Genomic DNA, 22,271 nt, shown 5'->3' on the forward strand with positions numbered 1-22,271 from the left:
GGTATATCTGCCGAGCGCACTTTTGCGTGCACCCAACGCTTACGAATGGACGATGTATCGTTTGCGCAGCTTGGTTGCCGCCACTTCGAGCACAACCGCAACGGCGAGGCACAGATACACGATCAGCCCGACTTCGTGGATGTTGTAGTAGAAGTTTCCGGCCAAAAAGAGCTGATAGCCGATGCCTCCAGCTCCGGCAACCGCACCCACTGCCACCGCGTTTACGAAGTTGATCTCGAAACGGATGAACGTCCACGAGAGCATCTCGCTCGTCTTTACGGGAACCACTGCGGCGAAAACGGTCTGCCACCACGAGGCTCCGCACGAACGCAGGGCTTCGAGCACGCCAGGATCGACCTCTTCGAAGCTCTCGGAGTACGCCTTCACGAGGTAGGCAACGCTGTGGAACAAAAGGCCGATCACCGCCGCCTCGGGCCCGAGCCCGATCGCCACCGTGAACACGAGCACCCACAGGATCGTCGGCACGGCGCGGAAGAACGACATGAGCGCCTTGATTGCGTTGCTCAGCATGCGGTTCGACAAGTTGACCGCTGCGAACAGGCTCAGCACGAAGGCAATCACCGCCCCGATGAACGTGGTGAGAACCGCAAGCGCAATCGAGACGAACAGCCCCGTCACCACATCGGCGAGCGTGAAGTGCCCCGCAAGGCCCGGCTGCAGCATCATCATGAGAAAATCTTCAGCCGCCTGCCCGAACGCCGTGAAGAACGCCACCTTGCCGTAGTTCATCGTGACGAGCGAGAACACTGTCAACCCCGCAAGGATGCCGAGCGCGAGCGCAACGGCAGCGTTCTGCTTGCCCATGACGCGCGTTTTGATCTTCCCTGTGCGCGTACGGCGAGCGAAGGGAAGATCGGCTGCATGCTCCGAAAGAGCGGAAACGCACGCCGCAGCCGCCTCGGTGACGGCCGCCCCGGGGGTGGCCGTCCCAGCCGCAGCCGTCTCGGGGGCAGACGCCCCGGGGGCGGCCGCCCCGGCAAGCGCGGGATTTTTCTCCCGATTCGTCATATGATCTGCCTCCTAACGTAATTAGAAACGGCTTCGCATACGATTACGGCGATCACGATCATCACGATGACCAGGCCGGCTATGTCGTAGCGGAAGCTCTTGTAGTACAGGTCGAACACGAATCCGATGCCCGTGCCGGTCAGAATGCCGATCAGCGTAGCATCGCGGATATTCGTCTCGATCATGTAGAGCACCCAGCTGATGACCGACGTGATCGACATCGGCACCACCGCTTGAGCGACGATCGGGAAATAACCCGCACCCGTCGCGCGCAGCGCCTCGACCGAACCGCCGCTCACCTCGTCGATGCTTTCGAGATAGCAGCGGGTCAGATATCCGAAACTCGTGAGGAACAGAGCGAAGAACCCCGTGAACTCGCTCTGCTTGAACGAGAACAGCAAGATGAACGCCCATGCGACAACGGGGATATTGCGAAACAGCGAGGCGATGGCGCGCACCGCAACCGAAACGGGGCCGCCGATGCCCACCGAACGCGATCCGAGTACCGCGAACACGAACGCGAGCGCCGCAGCAGTACAGCTTGCCGCGATCGACACGAGCACGGTCGAACCGAGAGACGAGAGAATCTGACCGATTTTTTCGAACGATTCCACCGAAGGTACGAAGTTCGAGGCCATCCACGCAATACCTGCGGGAATATCGGCGATCGACGCAACGAAATCGAACCCCACGTACCCGCCCGCTAAGGCATTGGCAATCACGAATACGAGAAAAACCGCAACGATCGAAAGACTGCGCCGACGGAAAAACTGCCCACCGACCGCTTCCATCAGGCAACCCCCGCCGCAGCCATAACATCGGCCTCGACCGCATCGGAAAAACCCTGCGGTCGCACAGCATGCTCTTTGACATACGGAGTGCCGTAGATGTCGGCGATCGCCTTGGCATCGAGTTCGGCCGGCGTACCGTCGAACACGAGCTTACCGTCTTTGAGGCCGATGATGCGATCGGAGAACTCAATGGCATAATCGACCTGATGGAGGTTCACCAAACACGCGATGCCCAGATCGTCGGCCGCCCACCTGAGATGCTCCATGATGGCACGCGACGATTTGGGATCGAGGCTCGCAATGGGCTCATCGGCAAGGATAAGCAGCGGATCCTGCACGAGGGCGCGGGCGATCCCCACGCGCTGCTTTTGGCCGCCGGAAAGCTGATCGCAACGGCGGTAGGCGAATTCGGCGAGGCCCAGCTGATCGAGAATGCCGAACGCCTGGGCTTTCTCGTCCTCGGTGTACAGCCCGAGAATGCCCGCAATGCTCGATTTGTAGCCGAGCCGACCTTGCAGCACGTTCTCGATCGCCGTTGAACGGTACACGAGATTATAGTGTTGAAACACCATGCTGATGCGCCGCCGTATCTGACGGAGCTCGCGTTTGCCGAGCTTCGTCACCTCTTTGCCGTCGAATTCCACGCGCCCGCTCGTCGGATCGATCAAGCGGTTGATACAGCGCAGTAGTGTGGATTTCCCTGCACCCGATGATCCGATGATCGAGACAAACTGCCCGCGCTCGATCGTAAGCGAAACGCCCTCGAGCGCTTTCGCCTTGCCGGTGTAGCTCTTCGACACCGATTCGATGTTCAGTAATGCTTGCCGTTCCATTGATCCATCGCCTTTCCGGGAAGGTGCGGCGCATCCGCACCCGTATCGCAGCATGAAAGCTCGCCGGACGGTTGCAGCCTGCCGGCGAGCTCAGAAACGAAGCGTCGGTCCTAGGCGCCGAGCTTTCGAATGGGTTCGTACCAATCGTCGGTTACCTCGACGAAGCAACTCTTGTCGGATTCCTTCTCGAAGATGCCCTTAGCGCTTTCGTCGTCGGGGTCGATGAAGATTTCCTTGTTATCGGCAACCTCATCCGAGCAGAAGTATTCGACGATCTTGGTACGCGTTTCCTCGTCGATTGCATCTTCGTTGAAGCACACGGGCGCATTGAGCACCGGGGTGATCGCGATGATGGTGAACTGCTTGCCGCGTACGGTATCGAAGGGGGCTTCGGCATCGTCTTTCGCCTTGTATACGGCACCAACGGTATTCGCCTCGCCCGACACGAGATCGAGATACATATCCACATCGACATCATCGAACGCCGCGGCATCGGCATCGCCGGAAAGCAGGTTGACCGCCGAACCCGCATGGGAGTTGCCGAACAGGACCTCGGAGAAGAACGCTCCCGCCTCGAGCAGCACGTCGGAGGAATCGAGACCAAACTCCTTGACGATAGCGCTCGAAGGAACCTTGAACCCGGATGTGGACGTAGCGGAAACAAACGAGAACGATGTGCCCTTGACGCCCTCGAGGGAATAGCCGCTGCCGCTTTTGTACTGGTCGGCGTTTTCGGTGGCTACGCAAATGCGGCTGTAATAACACGCCCCATCGAGGCCGCCCTCTTCATCGCTGTTGGTGAACGCTGCAAGCACCCGAGGGTTCTTCTTGTTCGCCTGCACGTAGCCTTCTGCTCCGAGCAACGCCATCTGCGCACTGCCCGATGCGATCGCTTCGATGGCCACGTTGTAGTCGGTTGTGGTCATAAGCTCGACCTCGGCTCCGCACGCGGTTTTGATCGCATCGCCGATTGCCTGTCGAGAAGAGGTGAGATCGGCCGAAGAGTTGTCGGGGAGCCACACCATGGTGATCTTCTCCGCCGCCGTCTGCGTTTGCGTTTCGCCAGACGTTGCCGCACCCGCAGAGCCTGAAGCCCCTGCCGCCGTGCCCGTTGCCGAACAACCCGCCATCAGAGCCAGCGCTCCTGCCGCAAGCACCGAAGCACCTCCGATGACGAACCGACGCCGGGATATCGCACCTTCTACCATACAAGCCTCTTTCTCTCAAGCGTACTTTGTAGTTTTCGGTATGCAGCGAAATGCCGAAGGCCGAAAAAAATTCGATCTACGGAATGGGAAGAAGGATTGTCGCCTTCGAGCCGATCGCTGCGAAACCCATGCTAAGCATGCTCTGTTCGGCGCTCGTCAGGCGCGCATCAAGCTTCGGTCAATCTTGGGCAAACCCTGGATCATGGTTTGTTCATACATAGGTAAAGCTGCTGGTGCAATGAGAGCTTTCGTATTTGACAAAGCGCCGATGCGTCGCTTCTCGGATGGCAGAAAACGAAGGGTTTTCGTCGCGCGTCGGCTGGTTCAGGGAAATCGCATCAGCAAGCGCTTCGTTCATCCGGCGCAATACATCCATGTGAAATACGAGCGATCCCCCGCATGCAACCCTCGCTCTTTGGCGACGAAGTGCTCTTTTTTTCCGCCGCAAACCAGGGGATCCTCCGCCAGACTGCAATCGGCGCGTGAAGGGTGCGAGTCAACCTCAAGATTTTTGCCTTCAATTGTGTCATCATAAGCGTTGCGTCGCCAATGCATTCGAACGCCCGCTTGCAAGTGTGCGGGCAAGCCGCCGGTCCAAGCCATGCCGATGCATTCGGCGTCGCCGTATCGTGCAAAGGTCAGGAAACGCTCATGAACATACTCGACTACCTGGAAACCGAGTTCGCCACCTTCGACGAAAAGCCTTTCAGCGAGGTCGATGCGCTCATCCTCTCGGAAATCTGCATGGCCCGCTTCGATGACATCGTTCCAGGCCTTAAGGGCAAGGGCCTTTTCGCCGACATCTCCACGATCGTAGAGAACCTGTTCTCGCCGAGCGGCCGAGGCGTGACGTTTCGCGATGCGCTACGGGCTGAATGCTTCGATCGCATGTTTATCGGGCTTGTGCCAAAGCGCACGAAAGACCTGCTCATTGCCCTTGCAGCCAGCCCCCGATTCCGCGATATCGTCATCCGCGACTACCTGAGCCTGTTCGACACCGAGCGCCAAACGCAGTTCGCCGCCATGGCGTTTTCGCATAAACGCGAGTTCGCCTTTCTCGGGTTCCGCGGTACCGACAGCTCGTTTACCGGCTGGAAGGAAGATTTCAACATGGCCTTCACGTGCCCGGTTCCCGCTCAAGACCATGCCGTCCGCTATGTTGAATCAGCGGCGGGAGGCCTACCGAAGCGCTTGATGCTCGGCGGTCACTCCAAAGGCGGAAACCTCGCCGTCTACGCTGCCATCAACGCCGACCCCAAGGTGCAGGCGCGCATCGAGCGCGTATACGACTTCGATGGGCCAGGGTTCAAACCCTCGGTTTTCACCGGTGAAGAATACGCGAATCTGCAGAACCGCATCGTCAAGATCGTGCCCGTCGACTCGATCGTGGGCATGCTCATGGAATCGCACGAAGATTATCGCGTGGTTGCAAGCGACGCCAAGGGAATCAACGCCCACAGCGGATTCACGTGGCAGCTCGATGGCGATCGATTCGTGTTCGCCGACCGTATTTCCGAGAGCGCCCGCTTCACCGATCAGGTGATGACCGAATGGCTCAGCTCGTTTTCCGACGACGAGCTTGCCGTCGTCGTCGATGCGATCTTCGAAGCAGTCGCCGCATCGGGCGCCGAAGATGCCACCGACATCCTGAGCGGCGGCGCAAAGACCGTGCAGCTGCTCATGGACGCGAACAAGAACACCGGCGAACCTGCGCGGACCATTCTCGCCGATGCGATACGACGCCTCTCGGAAGTCGTACTTCATCGCTTCGGCCGCGATCTGGGGGCAATGCTCGCAGGCAAGGGGAAGTAGGCGGCAAGCGAACCGTGCCGCCGCAACACCGCTCGCTTAAAACTCCAAGAACACCCCGGCAAGACCGCCGCTCACGCGGGCGTCACCCGACTTCGCGAACCTCATGAGGCGCGGTCGTACGTCTGTCGCCGTTCGCGCAAGATAGCCCCTGCTCTGATCGTCCTCGATTCCAAGCTTTTCGCATACGTCGGCGGCCGCTTCGCCAAGCAGGCGGGAAACCTCCGCTGCCGGCTTGCCCTTGACGACTTCGGCAATGCGCGCCCTATCCTCGTCGGCTGCCCGCAAGCGCCGCACGTCGCCAACTCCCGCCAACGCGAGGCCCACGGCGTTTACAGCGATGGGCTCGTACAGGTTGATGAGCAGCTCGCGGTACGCTGGGTGTACCGCTCGCAAAAGCGCCTTGCAAAGCCCTAGGTCGAACCGTTGCATAAAATCGTTTTCGATCAGCAAACGTTCGAGGTACTCGGTCACGTAGTCGACACCGAGCACGCTCTCGGACACAGGATGCGCAAGCGGGTAATCGATATCGCTCGGGATTTCATGGGCAAAAGAACGGTAGTCGTAGCGAGCGGGAAACTCTCTCAAGCTCTCAAGCGTACCCTTGAGCGCAACGCTTTCCAGTAGCGGCGTGGTGAGGGCTACCTGCTCCCAGAGTCCCCCGATGCGCTTCGCCTTACGCTCGACGAGCGCCATGCCCTCGCCAAACGCCGTGTCGATCCCCTGAGCCAGCAGGCGTCTGATTGCAGCGGGATCCGGCTCTTCCCTATCGATGCCAAGCGTGAAGCACGCTGAAGCGAGCAGCCGCTGCGCGATCGATTCGGGAACCGAGCTGCTCTCGCCCATCGTGTAAAGCGACGTGCGTCGAGAAAGAAGCTCCCACAGCCCCATTTGAAAGGCCATCTGTTCGTCGGGAGCAAGCTCTTCTGCCAAAAGCGCAGAGGACGAAGTAGCCTCAACCTGCCGCGCATCGGCTACAACCGAAGGGCCCCGACCGGATCCGGCATCCGAGCACGCACCCACCTCAGCGCATCGAGGAGCCTCCGATTCTGCTGTTGGCATCGAATCCGATCCGGTAGAGCTCGTTGTAACCGTCGTAGAATCCTGCGGCGTAGCTCTCGTCGGGGCGGTCGAATCGGTCCGCCTCGTAAACGCGGTCGAGTTCGTCACGGACGCTCCTTCCATCTGCATCACTCTCGCTTTCGCCGTCTTCGTACGCTTCCGCTTCCGACCAATCCTCGTTCTCGTCGCCTCGCGCACCCTGGACGATCTCAACGAAGCGTTTTGCCGGCATACCTCCCAGATAGTCGGTTGAGCCGTTGGCCTCGCCATCGAACGCATGGCGCATGGCGTCGATCAGCTCTTGGTCGGATAACTGCTCGTCTGAATCCTCCTTCAGCTGATAGAACGCATCCTGAAGTTCCGCGAGCGTCTCGTCGTAGGTCTCCTGGGATAGAAACGGGGAATCGCAGAACGCAGCAACGATCTCCACCAACACTCCCCTGCCGAATTCCACGCGTCCCGTCGCTCGCAGCGATTCGACGCGCCGCTCGGCAAGACCGCGCATCTGCTCATCGTTGAGCGCAAGCCCGAACGGCGCGCCTTTCGCGTTGCAGATCGCCAGATCGGACCTCGCCGTTTCGCCGTACGCCGCCGGCACCATCATCATCGAACCGATATCCACCTACATCACCTCACCCTTATCGCGCAAGGATGGAAGAATACACCTCTCGCGCAGAACATACAGGACTCGATTTTTGACGAGTTTTGTGGTAATATATTCCCAGACGGAAAGGAGAATTACACAATTCTCCTTTTTTTGATTTCCAGATGCTACACCACGTACAACACCGCATACAAACCCAGCAGCAAGGCGAGCATCGCGGCGTTCGCAGCCCCGAACACGAGCATGAACCTTCCGATTCGCGCCCCGTCGACATGCAGATAGATGCGCAGCGATATGAGGCTCGCCAACGAAGCGATGGGCGTACCCAGGCCCCCGAGATCCACCCCGATAAGCAGGCTCTGCCAGTTTTCCGTGAAGCCCGAAAGCAACACAGCAGCGGGTACGTTGCTGATCACCTGGCTGGCAGCCACCGAAGTCACCAGAGGATGTGCGCCCATGAACGCCTCGAGCAGATCGCGCACCGCCTCGATGCGCCCCATATTGCCGGCGAATACGAAGAAGCATACGAACGTGAGCAGCAGTCCGTAATCAACCTGCTTGAATACCGGTCGGTCGCACGCTGCAAGCGCACACACGACCACCGCAAGCAGGACAAGCGGATCGATTACGCGAAGCACCGCCAAAAGAGACGCCGCGAACAGTGCGCCGTGAAGAGCAACGCGTTTGCCGTCGATGTCCGAGCGTCCAAGCGGAAGCACCACGTTTGCCGAGCCCCTTCCCGTCAGAGCCGATGCCGCAGCCAGCACAACAAGCGAAAGCGCAGCAAACGGAAGCAGCGCCCGCAGAAAATCGCCAAGCGAAATCGAAAAGTACGTGTACAGATACAGGTTCTGGGGGTTGCCGATCGGCGTTACCATGCCGCCAAGGTTCGCCGCAACGGTCTGCAGTACGATCACCCACGCCAGGTGCCGCTTCTGGCCCGCATGGGAAAGCACGAGCACCGCGAACGGCACGAACGCTATCAGCGCAACATCGTTGGTAACGAGCATCGACGCAAAAAACGGCAGCGCAACGAGCGTGAGGACCACCAGGCGCAACGGCCGCTTCCCCTCGAGCAGCTTCTGGGCGAGCACCGAGAAGAGCCCGCATTCCCTAAGGCCGGCAACCGCCGCCATAAGGCAGAACAGCAAGATGAGCACCCGCGTGTCGATATAGGAGGCGTACGCTCCGTCAGGCGCCACGAACGCCATTGATGCGAGCGCGCAAACGACAGCGATGCACAGCACCGCTTCAGTGCGGAAAAACGAGATCAGCCTATCGAGCATGGATGAGAACCGCTTTCCGCTCGCATGCGCACGCACCGCAATCGCAATGTTTCACGTGAAACATCTGTTCGTGTTTTCGTAACGCACAGTAAGGGGCCCGTCTACACGAGGCCCCCTTGCTGTGCGAAGAACGCGCTTTCGCCATTCAGTCGGTAAAGTAACCGACGCCGCCTTCGAACAGCGGCTGGTACAGATTGCCGGGAACGTTCTTGTACAGGCCGTTCCCGCTGCGCTCGGTATGCCCCATCTTGCCGAACACGCGGCCGTCGGGGCTCGTGATGCCCTCGATGGCCAGTACCGATCCGTTGGGGTTCACATCCAAGTCCATCGACGGCACGCCGTTCACGTCGACGTACTGCGTGGCGATCTGCCCCGCCGCTTTCATCTGCTCGACGAGTTCGGGCGAAGCGACGAAGCGGCCTTCGCCATGGCTGATGGCCACGGTATGCACATCTCCCACCTCGCAGCGCGAAAGCCACGGCGAGAGGCTCGAAGCCACACGCGTGCGCACGAGACGGCTCTGATGACGCCCGATGGTGTTGTAGGTGAGCGTCGGACAGCTCTCGTCCATAGGACGAATGTCGCCGAACGGCACCAACCCCAGCTTCACCAGCGCCTGAAAGCCGTTGCAGATGCCGAGCATGAGCCCGTCGCGGTTCTGGAGCAAGTCGCGCACCGCTTCGGTCACGGCAGGAGCGCGGAAGAACGCCGTGATGAATTTAGCGGAGCCGTCGGGTTCATCGCCGCCGGAGAAGCCGCCGGGAAGCATGATGATCTGGCTGTTCTTGATGGCCGCCACAAGCGCCTCGGTACTTTCGGCAACGCGGTCGGGCGTGAGGTTGTTCACCACGAGCACATCGGCAACCGCTCCCGCGCGCTCGAACGCACGCACCGTATCGTATTCGCAGTTCGTTCCCGGGAACACGGGAATGACGACGCGCGGTTTCGCGATAACCCCGCCGTAGGTGAGCGGCAGCGTGTCGGCATAGCTCACCGTCTCGACCTCGGCGCCTTCGCCGCGGTACGGGAATACGGGTTCGAGCTTGCCCTCCCACGCTTCCTGCAGTTCAACGAGATCGATCGTCTCCCCCGCAACCGCGAACACGTAGTCTGACGTAGTGGTTCCCAAATCGACCACATCTACCCAGTCGGTCGATGCAGGAGGTTCGGCACCCTCGGCAAGTTCGACGATAAACGTGCCGTACGCGGGGCAGAACAGGCTGTCGGCACGAACGCCCTCGTCCATCTCGATGCCGATGCCGTTGCCGAGGCACATCTTGAACAGCGCTTCGGCAGCGCATCCGTAGCCGAGCGTCGATACGGCGGCCGCGCTTCCGCTCCCGATCAGATCGTCGACGATGGCGAGCGCTTCGCGCATGCCCTCGGGTTCGGGAATCAGATCCGCGTAGCGCGGCTTGACGGCGATCACCGTGCTGCCGGCTCGCTTGAACTCAGCCGACGTGACCCGATCGACCGAGCCCACAGCTGTGGCGAAACTTACGAGCGTGGGCGGCACGTCGAGGTCTTCGAAGCTGCCCGACATGGAATCCTTGCCGCCGATCGATCCGATTCCCAGATCGATCTGCGCCATGAGAGCACCGAGCACCGCGGCTGCGGGTTTGCCCCAGCGCTCGGGCTCGTTGCGCAGGCGCTCGAAGTACTCCTGGAAAGTCAGATACATGGCTTCGCGCCTGAAACCCGCCGCAGCGAGCTTCGCCACGCTTTCCACCACGGCGAGATACGCTCCCGTATACTGGTTCGCTTCGGTAAGATAAGGGTTGAATCCCCAAGCCATACCGCTGCACGTGGTCGTTTCTCCCGCGACGGGGAATTTCGCCACCATGGCCATGTTCGGGGTGAGCTGACGCGAACCGCCGAAGGGCATGAGGACGGATGCCGCGCCGATGGTCGAATCGAACCGCTCGGAAAGACCTTTGTTCGAGGCCACGTTCAAATCGGTTACGAGCGCGTGCATGCGCTCGATCAGCGATGCCTGCTCGTCGCCCCATGTGCGCTCGTAGGCGCCCCCGGATAAAATGCGCACGTCCTGATGCTTCGGCGCCCCGTTGCTGTTCAGGAATTCACGGCTCACATCCACGATGGTCTCGCCGTTCCATTCCATGCGCACGCGCGGCTCCTCGCACACCGTAGCGATCGGCGTGGCTTCGAGGTTCTCCTCGCAGGCATAGCCGAGAAACTCATCGACATCCTCGGGCGCCAACGCCACGGCCATGCGCTCCTGGCTTTCGGAGATGGCCAACTCGGTACCGTCGAGCCCGTCGTACTTCTTGGGCACGCGGTCCAGATCGATATGCAACCCGTCGGCAAGTTCTCCGACCGCAACCGAAACACCGCCCGCGCCGAAATCGTTGCAGCGCTTGATGAGCCGGCACGCGTCCTTGCGACGGAACAGGCGTTGGATCTTGCGCTCCACGGGCGCATTGCCCTTCTGCACTTCGGCACCGCAGCTCTCGAGGCTTTCGAGGTTGTGTGCCTTGGAGGAACCCGTCGCTCCCCCGATGCCGTCGCGGCCCGTGCGCCCGCCCAACAGCACGATCACATCGCCCGGGGCCGGCGTCTCGCGGCGCACATGGTCGGCGGGCGTCGCGCCCACAACCGCGCCGATCTCCATGCGCTTGGCCGCATAGCCGGGATGGTACAGCTCGTCCACCTGCCCGGTCGCAAGGCCGATTTGGTTGCCGTAGGAAGAATAGCCCGCCGCCGCCGTGGTCACAAGTTTGCGCTGGGGCAGCTTGCCGGGAAGCGTTTCGGATACGGGCACGAGCGGGTCGGCCGCGCCCGTCACGCGCATGGCCTGGTACACGTAGCTGCGTCCCGAAAGCGGGTCGCGGATGGCACCGCCCACACAGGTGGCTGCGCCGCCGAACGGCTCGATCTCGGTGGGATGGTTATGCGTTTCGTTCTTGAACAGGTAGAGCCAGTCCTGGCTTTCGCCATCCACGTCCACCGTGCACTTGACTGTACAGGCGTTGATCTCTTCGGATTCGTCGAGCCCGGTAAGGATGCCCTTCGCCTTGAGGTAGCGCGCGCCGATGGTGCCCATGTCCATGAGGCACACGGGCTTCTCGTCGCGTCCGAGCTCATGGCGCATGGCGAGGTATTTCTCGAACGCAGCCTGCACCGCTTCGTCATCGATCGCCTGCACGGCGAGCTCGGTGCCGAACGTGGTGTGGCGGCAATGATCCGACCAGTACGTGTCGATCATCTTGATCTCGGTGATCGTGGGATTGCGATCCTCTTCGACGAAGTACTGCTGGCAGAACGCGATATCGGCAAGATCCATGGCAAGTCCGCGCTCGGCGATGAAGGCGGCGAGTCCCGCTTCGTCGAGGTCGAGAAATCCTTCGACCGTCTCCACCATCGCGGGAACCGGCTGAGCCATATGAAGCGTCGAACGCACGTCGAGCGATGCTTCGCGCGCCTCGATCGGATTGATCACGTAGCGCTTGATGGCCTCGACATCGGCCTCGGTCAGCTCGCCTTCGAGCAGGTACACCTTCGCGCTGCGCACCTCGGGGCGCTCTCCGCAGGAGATGAGCTGAATGCACTCGCTCGCCGAATCGGCACGTTGATCGAATTGGCCGGGAAGGTACTCCACCGCAAACACATGCGCGCCCCGCGTCTCGGGCATTTCCGTTGTGGCGATATCCGATTGCGGCTCGCTGAACACCGTGGGTACGCACTGAGCGAACAGCTCGCCTGAGATGCCCTCGACATCGTAGCGGTTGACAAGCCGCAAACCGCGCAGCTGACCGATGCCGAGAATGCTCGTCAGCTCAGAGAGAAGCTGCTGGGCTTCTCCGTCGAAACCGGGTTTCTTCTCCACGTAGACACGAGAAACCATGAATGAGTTCCTACCTTCCTCGTCATGCAAACCGATGCGAATGCGCGTCGAGGCTCGGCAGATGCCCGGGTGGCGACTCCCTCGGCCTTCCTCGCCTAAACGCTTCTCAGCTCGGAAAATCTGTTATTTCGCCGAATCCTTGGTAGCGTTTTCCTTCTTGACCTTGTCGATGATGCTGTTGCCCTCGGCCGCATCGGATTTCCCGCCGGCCCCATCCGCTCCAACCTCAACCGCGTCGGCCTTCTTGGCGGCTTTTGCAGATTCTGCTTTCGAAAGCCTGAATCCGCTGCCGAAGAGGCTCCGCTTCTTCGGCGCTTCCACAGCCGGCGCTTCGGCCTCCTCGCCCTTCCCGGATGTTTTCTTCTGCTGCTCGGCCTTCGCCTTCTTTTCGATGGCGCGCATCTCTTTGGTCTTCTTGGACTCCATCTCCTCCTGATAGGCGCGGCGCACCTTGCGGATCTTGGAGAAGTCGACGTAGAGCGCTGCAATGATCAGCACATAGGCAAGTCCGAGGGCGATGAAGCTCACCATTTCGTTGTTGGGAAACCACGAGCGGGAAAGCCACGAGAACGCCGTCATGGCGATAGCCGCCACGAGCAGGATCCACCACATACGACGGAGCTTCTTGTACTGCTCGGTCGGTGGGTTGTAGTACTTGCGATCCACCTGAGACTGCTTTTGGCGAGCCGCTTTCTGCTCGGCCTTCTTCTGCTGCTTGGTCTTCGTCGTGCTCTGCACGTGCACCGTCGAAGCCGCTTTGGATTTCGGCTTCATCGTTGCCGCGCTCTTGCGCGTCTGACCCTTGCGGTCGTCGGTGGTGTAACGGTCGTTCATCGGGTTTCTTTGGCTCATTGCGCTATTTACTCCTCGTCGTGCTCTTGTCCGCGCCCCGTCCCATGCTCAACAGCGTACCGGACGAAGGTTTCGGCGGTATTTACTTCTCGAACGTACGCCCGGTGATGCGCTCGTATGCCTGGATGTACTTCTCGCTCGTCTTCTCGATAACATCCTGCGGAAGGCGGGGCGGGTTGCCCGTGCGATCCCAGTTCTCGTTCAGCCAGTTGCGTACAAACTGCTTGTCGAAGCTCGGCTGCTCTTGACCCTCGACGTAGGAATCGACGGCCCAGAAACGCGATGAATCGGGCGTGAGCACCTCGTCGGCGAGAATGATCTTCCCGCCGATCGTGCCGAACTCGAACTTCGTATCGGCGATGATGATGCCCTGCTCGGCCGCATGGTCGCGCGCCGTGCTGTACACCTTGATCGACAGGTCGCGCAGCGCGGTAGCCGCTTCTTCGCCGATGAGCTCGGCGGTGCGCTCGAAGCTGATGTTCTCGTCGTGATCGCCGATCTCGGCCTTGGTCGAAGGCGTGAAGATGGGGTTCTCGAGTTTGGAGGAATTCACCAAACCGGCAGGCAGCTCGATGCCGCACACCGTACCCTCGCGCTCGTATTCCTTGAGCCCGCTGCCAGCAAGGTATCCGCGGACGATGCACTCGACCGGAAACATATCGGCTTTCTTCACGAGCATGAAACGACCGCGCAGGTAGTCCTCGTAGGGTTTGAACTGCTCGGGTAGGTCTTTCGTGTCGGCGGAGATCAGGTGGTTCTCGATTACACCATCGAGCAATTCGAACCAGAAGCACGAAAGCTGCGTGAGGACCCGGCCCTTGTAGGGGATCTCGTCTTCGAGGATGTAGTCGAACGCCGAGATTCGATCCGACGCAACGAGCAAAAGCCTGTCGCCCAGATCGTACAGGTCGCGCACTTTCCCCTGCGCATCGGGTGAGATGTCGATTCCGGTCATGTCGCTTGAACTTCCTTCCTAAAGCTCCGTTTACTACCGGCTAGGCCAATGTAAAATCCAACACAATTGGACACGATAGCATGATGGGTTACTTCTTCGGGCGCGACTTCGACTTTTCTTTGTTTTTGGCTCGGTTTTTCACCCTGTTTTCATCATAGAGCGGGATGTAGATCGTGAACGTCGCCCCCTCGTTGGGTTTGCCCTCGACGTGCACCCATCCGCCGTGTCGATCGACGATTTCCTTGACCACCGCGAGGCCGACTCCCAGGCCCCCGCTTTCGCGGTTGCGGCCCGCATCGGCACGCCAGAAACGCGAGAACACCATCTTCGCCTCCTCGGGCGAAAGGCCGATGCCGGTATCCTTCACCGCGATCGAGGCCATGATGTCGCCTTTCTTCACGTTGACCGCGATATGGCCGCCCTCGGGGGTGTAGCGCACGGCATTGGAGATGAGATTCGCGGTTGCCTGCCTGATCATATCGGCATCGCCGTATACGTACACGCCCGGCTGCGCGTTGAACTCCATCGTAAGGCCCGAATCGGTCACGAACGCATCGTGCGTCGAGACGATGCCCGCTATGAGGGATCCCACGTCGACGACCTCTTCCTTCATGGGCGTCGAACGGTTTTCGAGACGCGAGAGCTTCAGCAGTGCGTCGACGAGACGGCTCAGGCGCTGCACCTCGGAATTCACCGTTTCCAAGCGCTCGGTATCGGCCTTGAACACGCCGTCGACCATGGCCTCTACCGTCGACTGGATGGCCATGAGCGGCGTACGCAGCTCATGCGCCACATCGGTGGTCAGGCGGCGCTCGAGCTCGCGGTCCTTCTCAACCGACTCGGCCATGGCATCGAACGTTTCGCCGAGACGGGATATCTCGTCGTCGCCGTGCATGTTCGTGCGCGCCGACATATCGCCTTCCTTGATGGCCTTCGCAGTCGAAGTCATGCGGTTGATCGGCCGCACGAGATTGCGCGCGAATAAAAAGCCGATGCAGAGCGCCAGGATGATGGCAATGGCCGCGGCGAAGAACATGGCCTGATAGGATTTCTCGCGAAACTCGATGTCTTTCGGGAACAGCAGCGTGTTGGAGCCGTACACCCACACCGAAACCGTGCCGACCTTCTCTTTGTCAACCTTGATCGACACCTGCACCAGATTGTCATCGGGCGGTGCAAGGGAGTTCCATTGCCCTTGGGCATCCACCGAAGCAGCGGGTTCGCCGCTCGATGCCCCTTCCCCCTGGCTGCCGTTTTGCGCGGCGTCCTGGTCTGCGGCCGGAGCATCGCCCTGATCGACCGTGGCGGGATCGACCGGCTCTCCGTCCTGCGTACCGTCGGGAACCTGCGCCTGCCCTTTGGGATCTGCCGTGCCGGCGGAATCGTCTTCCCCGCCGGTGCTGTAGTCAAGAGTGCTGTCCCATATGGTTTTGCCGTCTTTGTCTCTGACGACGATGCCGACGCCCTTCGAATCGCCGTATACCTCCTGAGCCGGAGCAACCGTGTAGTCGGTGAACTCACCGGTTTCGGCGTAGCGCGTGGCGATTTTCGAGGCGATGTTGGTCGCCGTCGTTTCGAGGTTCGCCCTCGTGTAGCTCTGGAAATGCTGCTCCCAAACGAACGAGAGCACGCCGATAGCCACGAGCGCCGTCATAGCGGCGATCGCAGCAAACGACACGGTCAGGCGAGTCGTATACGTAAGGTCCGACCAGATACGGGGGCGACGTGCGCCGCCATCGGGATCGACGGCTGTATGCTCTCTCTTGACCACCGAAGATGTGCTTACTGACCAGCTTTAGTAGGATCTTCGAAACGATAGCCCACGCCGTGCACCGTGTGGAGCCACTTGGGATTACGCGGATTGTCGCCGATCTTGGCGCGCAGGTTCTTCACATGGGAGTCGATCGTGCGCTCGTAGCCCTCGAAATCGTAGCCGAGCACCTTCTCGACGAGCTCCATACGGGAGTACACGCGCCCGGGATAGCGGGACAGCGTGGTGAGCAGCTTGAACTCGCTGGCCGTCAGGTCGATCTCCTCGTTGTTGACGAGCACCTTGTGGCCCGACACATCGATCGTGAGCTCGCCGAACTCGAGTACTTCGCGCTGCGGCTCGGAATCGGCATGCACGCGACGCAGAAGCGCACGGGAGCGCGCCACGAGCTCGCGCGGGCTAAACGGCTTGACCAGGTAATCGTCGGCACCGAGCTCGAGTCCGATGATGCGATCCTCGACCTCGCCCTTGGCCGTCAACATGATGATCGGCACATCGGAGTTGTCGCGGATGGCGCGGCATACGCGCTCGCCCGGCACGCGGGGCAGCATCAGATCGAGGATGACCAGATCGAAATGGTGCTTTGAAAACTCTTCCAAGGCCTCTTGGCCGTCGCCGACAGCCGTGACCCAATAATTCTCACGTTCGAGGTAAGCCGTTACCGCATCGCGGATGGCCTTCTCGTCTTCGACCAATAGGATACGTCGCGTTTCGTTGCTCATGGATATCTCCTCAAGCTCATCGGTTCAGTCATTTCCGCCTAATCCGCTGGAGTACGAATGCGGGACCGTGTTTGCGTTTATTGTAGCAATTGATGTGTTTTGGCCTCTAAGCTGTATGGTAAATGACACAATAAACGTGCAAAGTAACGCAAACGTTGTACGGGGACATTTGCCGAGATCAAACGCGGAACCTGCGCAAAATTCACATGATCCCCGTTGTATAGGAAAGTCGAATCGTGCCTGAACGCAGACCCACACATGCGAAGCGCGCCCACGCCAAGCAGATGAACGCGAAGCGGGCGTACACGAGGAGCAAGCCGAAGCAAGCCCCCAAGGCCCCCGCGGCTAGAACCCCATCGTCCTCGCACGGCCAAACGCTGATCACGCGTCGCCATTTTCTCTACGGCGCCCTCGGCGTCGGCGCTGCGGCAGCGCTTGCAGGAGGCGGCTTCGCTCTCTACAGCGCAGCGCAACCCAACGATGCCGAGGAAGAGATTACCGTCCTTCAAGTGCCCGAGGACGCCGTATCGGCCCTCGGCACCGACCAGGAGGCCATCGGCAGCGACGAGCTCGGAAACTACGTAAGCCTCGTGGGCAACTTCGAGCTTCCCTACGGCACGCTTCTGTGGACGAACAACGATTCGATTGCCGCATGCCTGCTGCCCACGTCGGAATCGGCTCGCCCGCTCACACAGGTGGCATTGCTCTATCTCGGCAGCGGCGAATACCCCATCGTGCTCGAAGAGGCGATCGGTCAGGCCGAGGGCTTCGACATCTACGACGTACGCGCAAGCGAGCAGGGTCTCATCTGGACCGAAGCCAATATCCTCGACGGCATCTGGCGCGTATACACCGCATCGCTCAACAACGGCGCACTCGGCTCCCCCGCACTCGTTGACGAGGGGAATACGGGTTGGGAAACGCCCACCATCGCCGCCGTCGGCATGAACGCGTTCTGGCAGGTGCTGCCGGCGCTCGGCGGCGAAAACACCGGCGAGGACTCCCTGTTGAAGCGGGTTCGTTTCGGCTCCGGCTCGGAAGCCGAAACGGTATTCTCTTCGACCGGGCGCATGAGCACGCCGCCCTATCCGCTGGCGGACGGCCTCGTCATCACTCCGCGCACCAATACCTCGACGGTAAACTACCAGCTCACCTTGCTCGATGCCGACACCTGCGAGGTTCGCGACAAAGTCGTGCTGCCCACCGCCATGAAACCGCTCGAGGCAGGCTACGGCGATAACGGCTTCACGTTCTCCTTCGACGCCATTTACAACTACGGGGGCGGCATCGCCAACCTCGGCACCTACACACCCGCGCAAACCCATGGAACCGAAGACTACGACGGGCTTTCGTGGTACAGCTTCAAGAGAGCGCCCACTGCGGCTCCCGCCTGGAGCAACGGCTGGTTCATCGTGAAATCGAAGCAGTCGGTCTGCGGCATAGACATCGGATCGCTCACCTATTTCGCCCTGCCCATCCAAAGTGGCTGCGACGATTACGGGGACTACCTTGCCACCACCGGCGCGACATCGACGTTCGTCACCTATACCAACATCAACGATACGGCGGTCGACGGCACGACCAAAAAGCTCTGCCTCGTGCGCGTTTGGTCACCCGTCGCCCTGTCGTAGCGCAGGCTGGGAGCTTTCCGCAGCACCCTGTTCGATGCCGTCGCCCAAATAGCCGCAAGGAGGCTTTTGTGAAAGAGAACAAATACGACGATGAGGCGTTTTTCGAGAAGTACAGCGCTTTTCCCCGCTCCGTGGGAGGCCTGACGGCAGCAGGCGAATGGCATGAGTTCAAGAAGCTCCTTCCGGATTTTGCCGGCCAGCGGGTGCTCGATATGGGTTGCGGATTCGGATGGCATTGCATCTACGCCGCCGAACAGGGAGCCGCCGAGGTGCTCGGCACCGACCTATCCGCAAAGATGCTCGCCAAAGCCCGTGAGACGACCGAGTACCCGCAGGTAACCTACAGGCAGGCCGCAATCGAGGATCTTTCGTTCGGCCCGGAAAGCTTCGATACGGTCGTGAGCTCGCTCGCCCTCCATTACGTCGAGTCGTTCGACGCCGTATGCGCCTCCGCATACGAATGGCTGCGCGCCAACGGAACCTTCGTCTTCTCCGTCGAACACCCCATCTTCACCGCATACGGAACCCAGGATTGGGTTTACGGCGCGGACGGCAGCAAGCTGCACTGGCCCGTCGACCGCTACTTTTCAGAGGGGTGGCGCGATGCGGTGTTTCTCGGCGAGCAGGTGGTCAAGCACCACAAAACGCTTGCCACCTACCTGCAGGGCCTTATCGAAGCAGGTTTCGTCATCGAAGCCGTCGTCGAGCCGAAGCCCACGGCGGACCTGTTGGGTTCGGTACCCGAAATGAGCGACGAGCTGCGCCGCCCCATGATGCTCCTCGTGAAAGCCCGCAAGCCCCTCGCATAACCCCCGCAAAACCGCATAGACGCGCACTGCCCTGTTCCCGAATGCCGAACCGACCGCCCATGTGCTCGTTTCGGCATTCTTGACTTCCTTGGTATTGACACAACCTTACTGAATACGTATACAATAAGGTAATGATAATGGAGCAACTTTGATAATCCGTATTCACGGCATATGTCAAAGCGAGGAACCAGAAGGCTTCGGCACGCCGAGCGACATCCGCTCGCATCCCGCGGCAGCACGACGAAACACCGCTGCCCGAATGCGCGGCGGTCGCATACTCGCGCAGAAGGGAGAAAACCAATGCGGATCAAGGCCACGACAGACTATGCAATACGAGCGGTGCTCTATCTTGCGGTCAAGGGAGAGCAATGCTCTTCACGCGAGATATCGGAAGCCATGCATATCCCCCGCGACCTGCTTGTACAGATAGCCATTCGCCTGAGACAAGCGTCGATCCTCGCAGCCCAAAGCGGAAAGTACGGCGGGTACTCGCTCATGAAGAAGCCCGCCGACATAACCCTGTACGACGTAGTCAGCGCCATGGAAGACGAGCCGGCGCTTCCCGGGCAGGACAGCTTCTGCGAAGTGACCGACAAAGGCGCCGCAGAGCTGGTCGTGGGAACCTATCAGATGCTCCAAACAGGGCTTGAAAAATCCCTCGCCAGCACGACCATCGAGCAGATAGCCGAGAAAAAAGCGATACCGCAACCCGAGTTCGCAACCGCGTAGGCGCCCAGCCGACCGCCTCGGCGCAACTGCTGTAAACAGCACAGGACCCCGCACCATGGCGATACCGCTCGCCCGTTCGGGGTCCTCGTAGTGTAGGGCCTACCTGCGAGCGCAGATAGGCCCTACACATGCATGGTATCGAATGAAACCGGCTAAAACTCCAGCTTCTGCAACCGATCGAACACCACATCTTTGCGGGTGAGGAAATCCCAAGGGTCAAAGATCTCATCGAGCACTTCCTTCGCCAAATTCACCTCGGGATCGGCTTCGAGGTTCTCACGGTAGGTCGGACCGTCGACGGCGTTCTGGATGTCTTCCCACACCTTCATGGCGTTGCGCTGCACGATCACGTAGGCGTCTTCGCGCGAGATCCCCGTATCGACCAGCGCGAGCAGCACCTTCGAGCTGAAGATGAGGCCGCGCGTGCGCCACAAGTTGTGCTCCATCTTCGCAGGATAGGTCTGCAGGCCGTCGAGCATCCACTGCATCTTGCCGAACATGTAGTCCAAGGCGATAAAGCTGTCGGCAAGCGCCACGCGCTCGGCACCCGAATGCGAGATATCGCGCTCGTACCACAGCGCCACATCGTCGAAGGCAACCTGGGCGTTGCTCTTGACCACACGAGCCAGCCCGCACACGCGCTCGGCCGTAATGGGGTTGCGCTTGTGAGGCATGGCGGACGAGCCCTTCTGCCCCTTCGTGAACGGCTCCTCCGCTTCGATAACGTCGGATTGCTGGAGCAGACGCACCTGCATGGCGATGGATTCGAGCGTCGAAGCCGTCACGGCGAGCGCCGCCATGACCTGAGCGTGGCGATCGCGGGCGAGCACCTGGGTGGAAAGGGGATCAGGCACAAGGCCGAGCTTCTCGCACACGTACTCCTCAACGAACGGATCGATGCTCGAATAGGTGCCCACGGCTCCGGAGATGGCTCCGCACGCCGCAACGGCGCGGGCCTCCTCCATGCGCGTCAGCGCACGCTTCAAAGCCCATGCCCAACTGCCGAACTTCATGCCGAACGTCATCGGTTCGGCATGGATGCCGTGCGTGCGTCCCACGCAGAGCGTGTTCTGAAATTCGAAAGCGCGCCGCTTGCAGGTTTCGCCCAGCTGCTTCACGTCGGCGATGATGATGTCGATCGCCTGGGTTATCTGATAGGACAGCGCGGTATCGCCCAAGTCGGACGAGGTCATGCCGTAGTGCACCCAGCGGCTCGGCGGCTCGGCTCCCTGCTCGATGTCGGCATCGATGTGCTCGGCCATGTTCGTCGTGAAGGCGATGACATCGTGGTTCGTCACCTTCTCGATCTCGTCGATACGCTCCACGGTGAAATCGGCATGCTCGCGAATCCACGCGGCTTCCTCCTTCGTGATGCCGGATGCGCCGAGCTCGGCCTGCGCTTCGCACGCCAGAACCTCGATCTCCTTCCAGATGGAAAACTTGTTGTGCATCGACCAGATGGCGCCCATTTCAGGACGCGTGTAACGACCAATCATGTATTGCCCTTTCCTGCGGATCCAACCTGATACAGAATACCCGTTTGCCCGTCGGCGCGGAAGATTTCCACGAACGTCCCAGACGGCTTGACAGACCTCCGCCAACGGTACATGCAGCGGCGCAACGCCGGCTACCATGCACCGCTACAGGGTTTTGAACACCATTCTGACTTCGTCGACGATATCGCTGTCCGCCACGACGATGGCCTTATCCCCGGGGTACAGAAGCGTGCCCGGCACTGCGACCATCACATCGTCGGGCGTCGACACGGCGGCGATGAGGCTGCCTTGCGGAAGCGGTATATCCTCCACGGCGATGCCCTCGTCGTTGCTGTGGTATTTCATGCGCGGCACGGCGATCTCGGAAAGCATGACGTTGCCATGCGACAACGACGAGGCGATGCTCACGCTACCGAGCAGCGCCTCCTCTTCGATGAGGTTTGCGATGAGCGTGGTCGAGGAAACGCATTCGATCCCCACCTCGCGGAAAATGCGAAGGTTCTTCGGGCTGTTTACGCGGGCGATGCAGCGCGGCACGTTGAACACGCGCTGAGCGATCTCGCACGATACAAGGTTATCGTCGTCTTGCCCGGTGGTCGCAACGAAGATGTCGGCTTTACGGATTCCCGCGTCTTCCTGATACTTCGAATCGCATCCATCGCCGTGGATAACCAGGTAACGGCCTTGCAGGGTCACCGAAAGGCGGTCGGCCGTCTGCAGGTTCTCGTCGATGACCGCCACATCGTTTCCGCTCTGCAGCAAAACCGTGGCGAGATACTCGCCCACCTTGCCGCCTCCTACGATCACGATATACATGGA

General features: G+C 60.4%; 18 protein-coding genes. 4 read left to right on the forward strand and 14 right to left on the reverse strand.

Features of this window, described 5'->3' with window-relative positions; genetic code table 11:
- Positions 1-39: 39 nt before the first annotated feature.
- The 4 genes from MWL89_RS15550 to MWL89_RS15565 form a co-directional block, all read right to left on the reverse strand.
- Positions 40-1,029: a PhnE/PtxC family ABC transporter permease gene (locus tag MWL89_RS15550; RefSeq protein ID WP_244387268.1), complete on the reverse strand. Its 990-nt coding sequence runs from the start codon at positions 1,027-1,029 to the stop codon at positions 40-42.
- Positions 1,026-1,820, reverse strand: a complete 795-nt coding sequence (locus tag MWL89_RS15555) for an ABC transporter permease subunit (protein WP_244387270.1) — start codon at positions 1,818-1,820, stop codon at positions 1,026-1,028. The genes MWL89_RS15550 and MWL89_RS15555 overlap by 4 nt, the downstream gene beginning before the upstream one ends.
- Complete coding sequence (phnC, locus tag MWL89_RS15560; RefSeq protein ID WP_244387272.1) at positions 1,820-2,653, reverse strand: phosphonate ABC transporter ATP-binding protein; 834 nt, start codon at positions 2,651-2,653, stop codon at positions 1,820-1,822. Before phnC ends, MWL89_RS15555 begins: the two co-directional genes overlap by 1 nt.
- A 110-nt stretch (positions 2,654-2,763) precedes the next feature.
- The gene (locus MWL89_RS15565) at positions 2,764-3,861 is read right to left on the reverse strand and encodes a phosphate/phosphite/phosphonate ABC transporter substrate-binding protein (protein WP_244387274.1); all 1,098 of its coding nucleotides are present in this window, start codon (positions 3,859-3,861) and stop codon (positions 2,764-2,766) included.
- Between the two features lie 651 nt (positions 3,862-4,512).
- On the opposite strand from MWL89_RS15565, the gene MWL89_RS15570 reads away from it, so the two are divergent.
- Positions 4,513-5,673 (forward strand): Mbeg1-like protein, encoded by a 1,161-nt coding sequence (locus MWL89_RS15570; RefSeq protein ID WP_102380441.1) that lies wholly within the window; start codon positions 4,513-4,515, stop codon positions 5,671-5,673.
- A gap of 36 nt (positions 5,674-5,709) precedes the next feature.
- Here MWL89_RS15570 and MWL89_RS15575 read toward each other — a convergent pair whose 3' ends face one another.
- The 8 genes from MWL89_RS15575 to MWL89_RS15610 all read right to left on the reverse strand — a co-directional run bounded on the left by MWL89_RS15575 (position 5,710) and on the right by MWL89_RS15610 (position 16,787).
- Positions 5,710-6,732 carry a DUF6179 domain-containing protein gene (locus MWL89_RS15575; RefSeq protein ID WP_244387276.1) on the reverse strand — a complete coding sequence of 341 codons (1,023 nt, stop codon included), beginning with the start codon at positions 6,730-6,732 and terminating at the stop codon, positions 5,710-5,712.
- Positions 6,695-7,354 carry a DUF6323 family protein gene (locus tag MWL89_RS15580; protein WP_102380229.1) on the reverse strand — a complete coding sequence of 220 codons (660 nt, stop codon included), beginning with the start codon at positions 7,352-7,354 and terminating at the stop codon, positions 6,695-6,697. Before MWL89_RS15580 ends, MWL89_RS15575 begins: the two co-directional genes overlap by 38 nt.
- Before the next feature lie 149 nt (positions 7,355-7,503).
- Positions 7,504-8,622: an SLC13 family permease gene (locus MWL89_RS15585; protein WP_244387278.1), complete on the reverse strand. Its 1,119-nt coding sequence runs from the start codon at positions 8,620-8,622 to the stop codon at positions 7,504-7,506.
- Positions 8,623-8,767: 145 nt separating this feature from the next.
- Positions 8,768-12,487: a phosphoribosylformylglycinamidine synthase gene (locus MWL89_RS15590; RefSeq protein WP_244387280.1), complete on the reverse strand. Its 3,720-nt coding sequence runs from the start codon at positions 12,485-12,487 to the stop codon at positions 8,768-8,770.
- 123 nt (positions 12,488-12,610) lie between these two features.
- The gene (locus MWL89_RS15595) at positions 12,611-13,321 is read right to left on the reverse strand and encodes a hypothetical protein (protein WP_244387283.1); all 711 of its coding nucleotides are present in this window, start codon (positions 13,319-13,321) and stop codon (positions 12,611-12,613) included.
- A gap of 100 nt (positions 13,322-13,421) precedes the next feature.
- A complete protein-coding gene (locus MWL89_RS15600) occupies positions 13,422-14,294 on the reverse strand; it encodes a phosphoribosylaminoimidazolesuccinocarboxamide synthase (RefSeq protein WP_244387285.1) in 873 nt (290 codons plus the stop codon).
- Positions 14,295-14,382: 88 nt separating this feature from the next.
- Positions 14,383-16,065, reverse strand: a complete 1,683-nt coding sequence (locus tag MWL89_RS15605) for a HAMP domain-containing sensor histidine kinase (protein WP_244387287.1) — start codon at positions 16,063-16,065, stop codon at positions 14,383-14,385.
- A gap of 11 nt (positions 16,066-16,076) precedes the next feature.
- The gene (locus MWL89_RS15610) at positions 16,077-16,787 is read right to left on the reverse strand and encodes a response regulator transcription factor (protein ID WP_102380233.1); all 711 of its coding nucleotides are present in this window, start codon (positions 16,785-16,787) and stop codon (positions 16,077-16,079) included.
- Between the two features lie 236 nt (positions 16,788-17,023).
- On the opposite strand from MWL89_RS15610, the gene MWL89_RS15615 reads away from it, so the two are divergent.
- From MWL89_RS15615 to MWL89_RS15625, 3 genes are all read left to right on the forward strand, one after another.
- Positions 17,024-18,418 (forward strand): twin-arginine translocation signal domain-containing protein, encoded by a 1,395-nt coding sequence (locus MWL89_RS15615; protein WP_244387289.1) that lies wholly within the window; start codon positions 17,024-17,026, stop codon positions 18,416-18,418.
- A gap of 68 nt (positions 18,419-18,486) precedes the next feature.
- Positions 18,487-19,227 carry a class I SAM-dependent methyltransferase gene (locus MWL89_RS15620; RefSeq protein ID WP_244387291.1) on the forward strand — a complete coding sequence of 247 codons (741 nt, stop codon included), beginning with the start codon at positions 18,487-18,489 and terminating at the stop codon, positions 19,225-19,227.
- Positions 19,228-19,527: 300 nt separating this feature from the next.
- Entirely contained in the window at positions 19,528-19,956 is a 429-nt protein-coding gene (locus tag MWL89_RS15625; RefSeq protein WP_244387292.1) for an RrF2 family transcriptional regulator, read from the forward strand.
- 152 nt (positions 19,957-20,108) lie between these two features.
- Here MWL89_RS15625 and purB read toward each other — a convergent pair whose 3' ends face one another.
- Together purB and MWL89_RS15635 are read right to left on the reverse strand one after the other, a co-directional pair.
- Positions 20,109-21,452 (reverse strand): adenylosuccinate lyase, encoded by a 1,344-nt coding sequence (purB, locus tag MWL89_RS15630; RefSeq protein WP_244387293.1) that lies wholly within the window; start codon positions 21,450-21,452, stop codon positions 20,109-20,111.
- Positions 21,453-21,596: 144 nt separating this feature from the next.
- Positions 21,597-22,268 carry a potassium channel family protein gene (locus tag MWL89_RS15635; RefSeq protein WP_102380237.1) on the reverse strand — a complete coding sequence of 224 codons (672 nt, stop codon included), beginning with the start codon at positions 22,266-22,268 and terminating at the stop codon, positions 21,597-21,599.
- Between the last annotated feature and the right edge of the window lie 3 nt (positions 22,269-22,271).

Source organism: Raoultibacter timonensis (genome assembly GCF_022845715.1).
Taxonomy (GTDB): domain Bacteria; phylum Actinomycetota; class Coriobacteriia; order Coriobacteriales; family Eggerthellaceae; genus Raoultibacter; species Raoultibacter timonensis.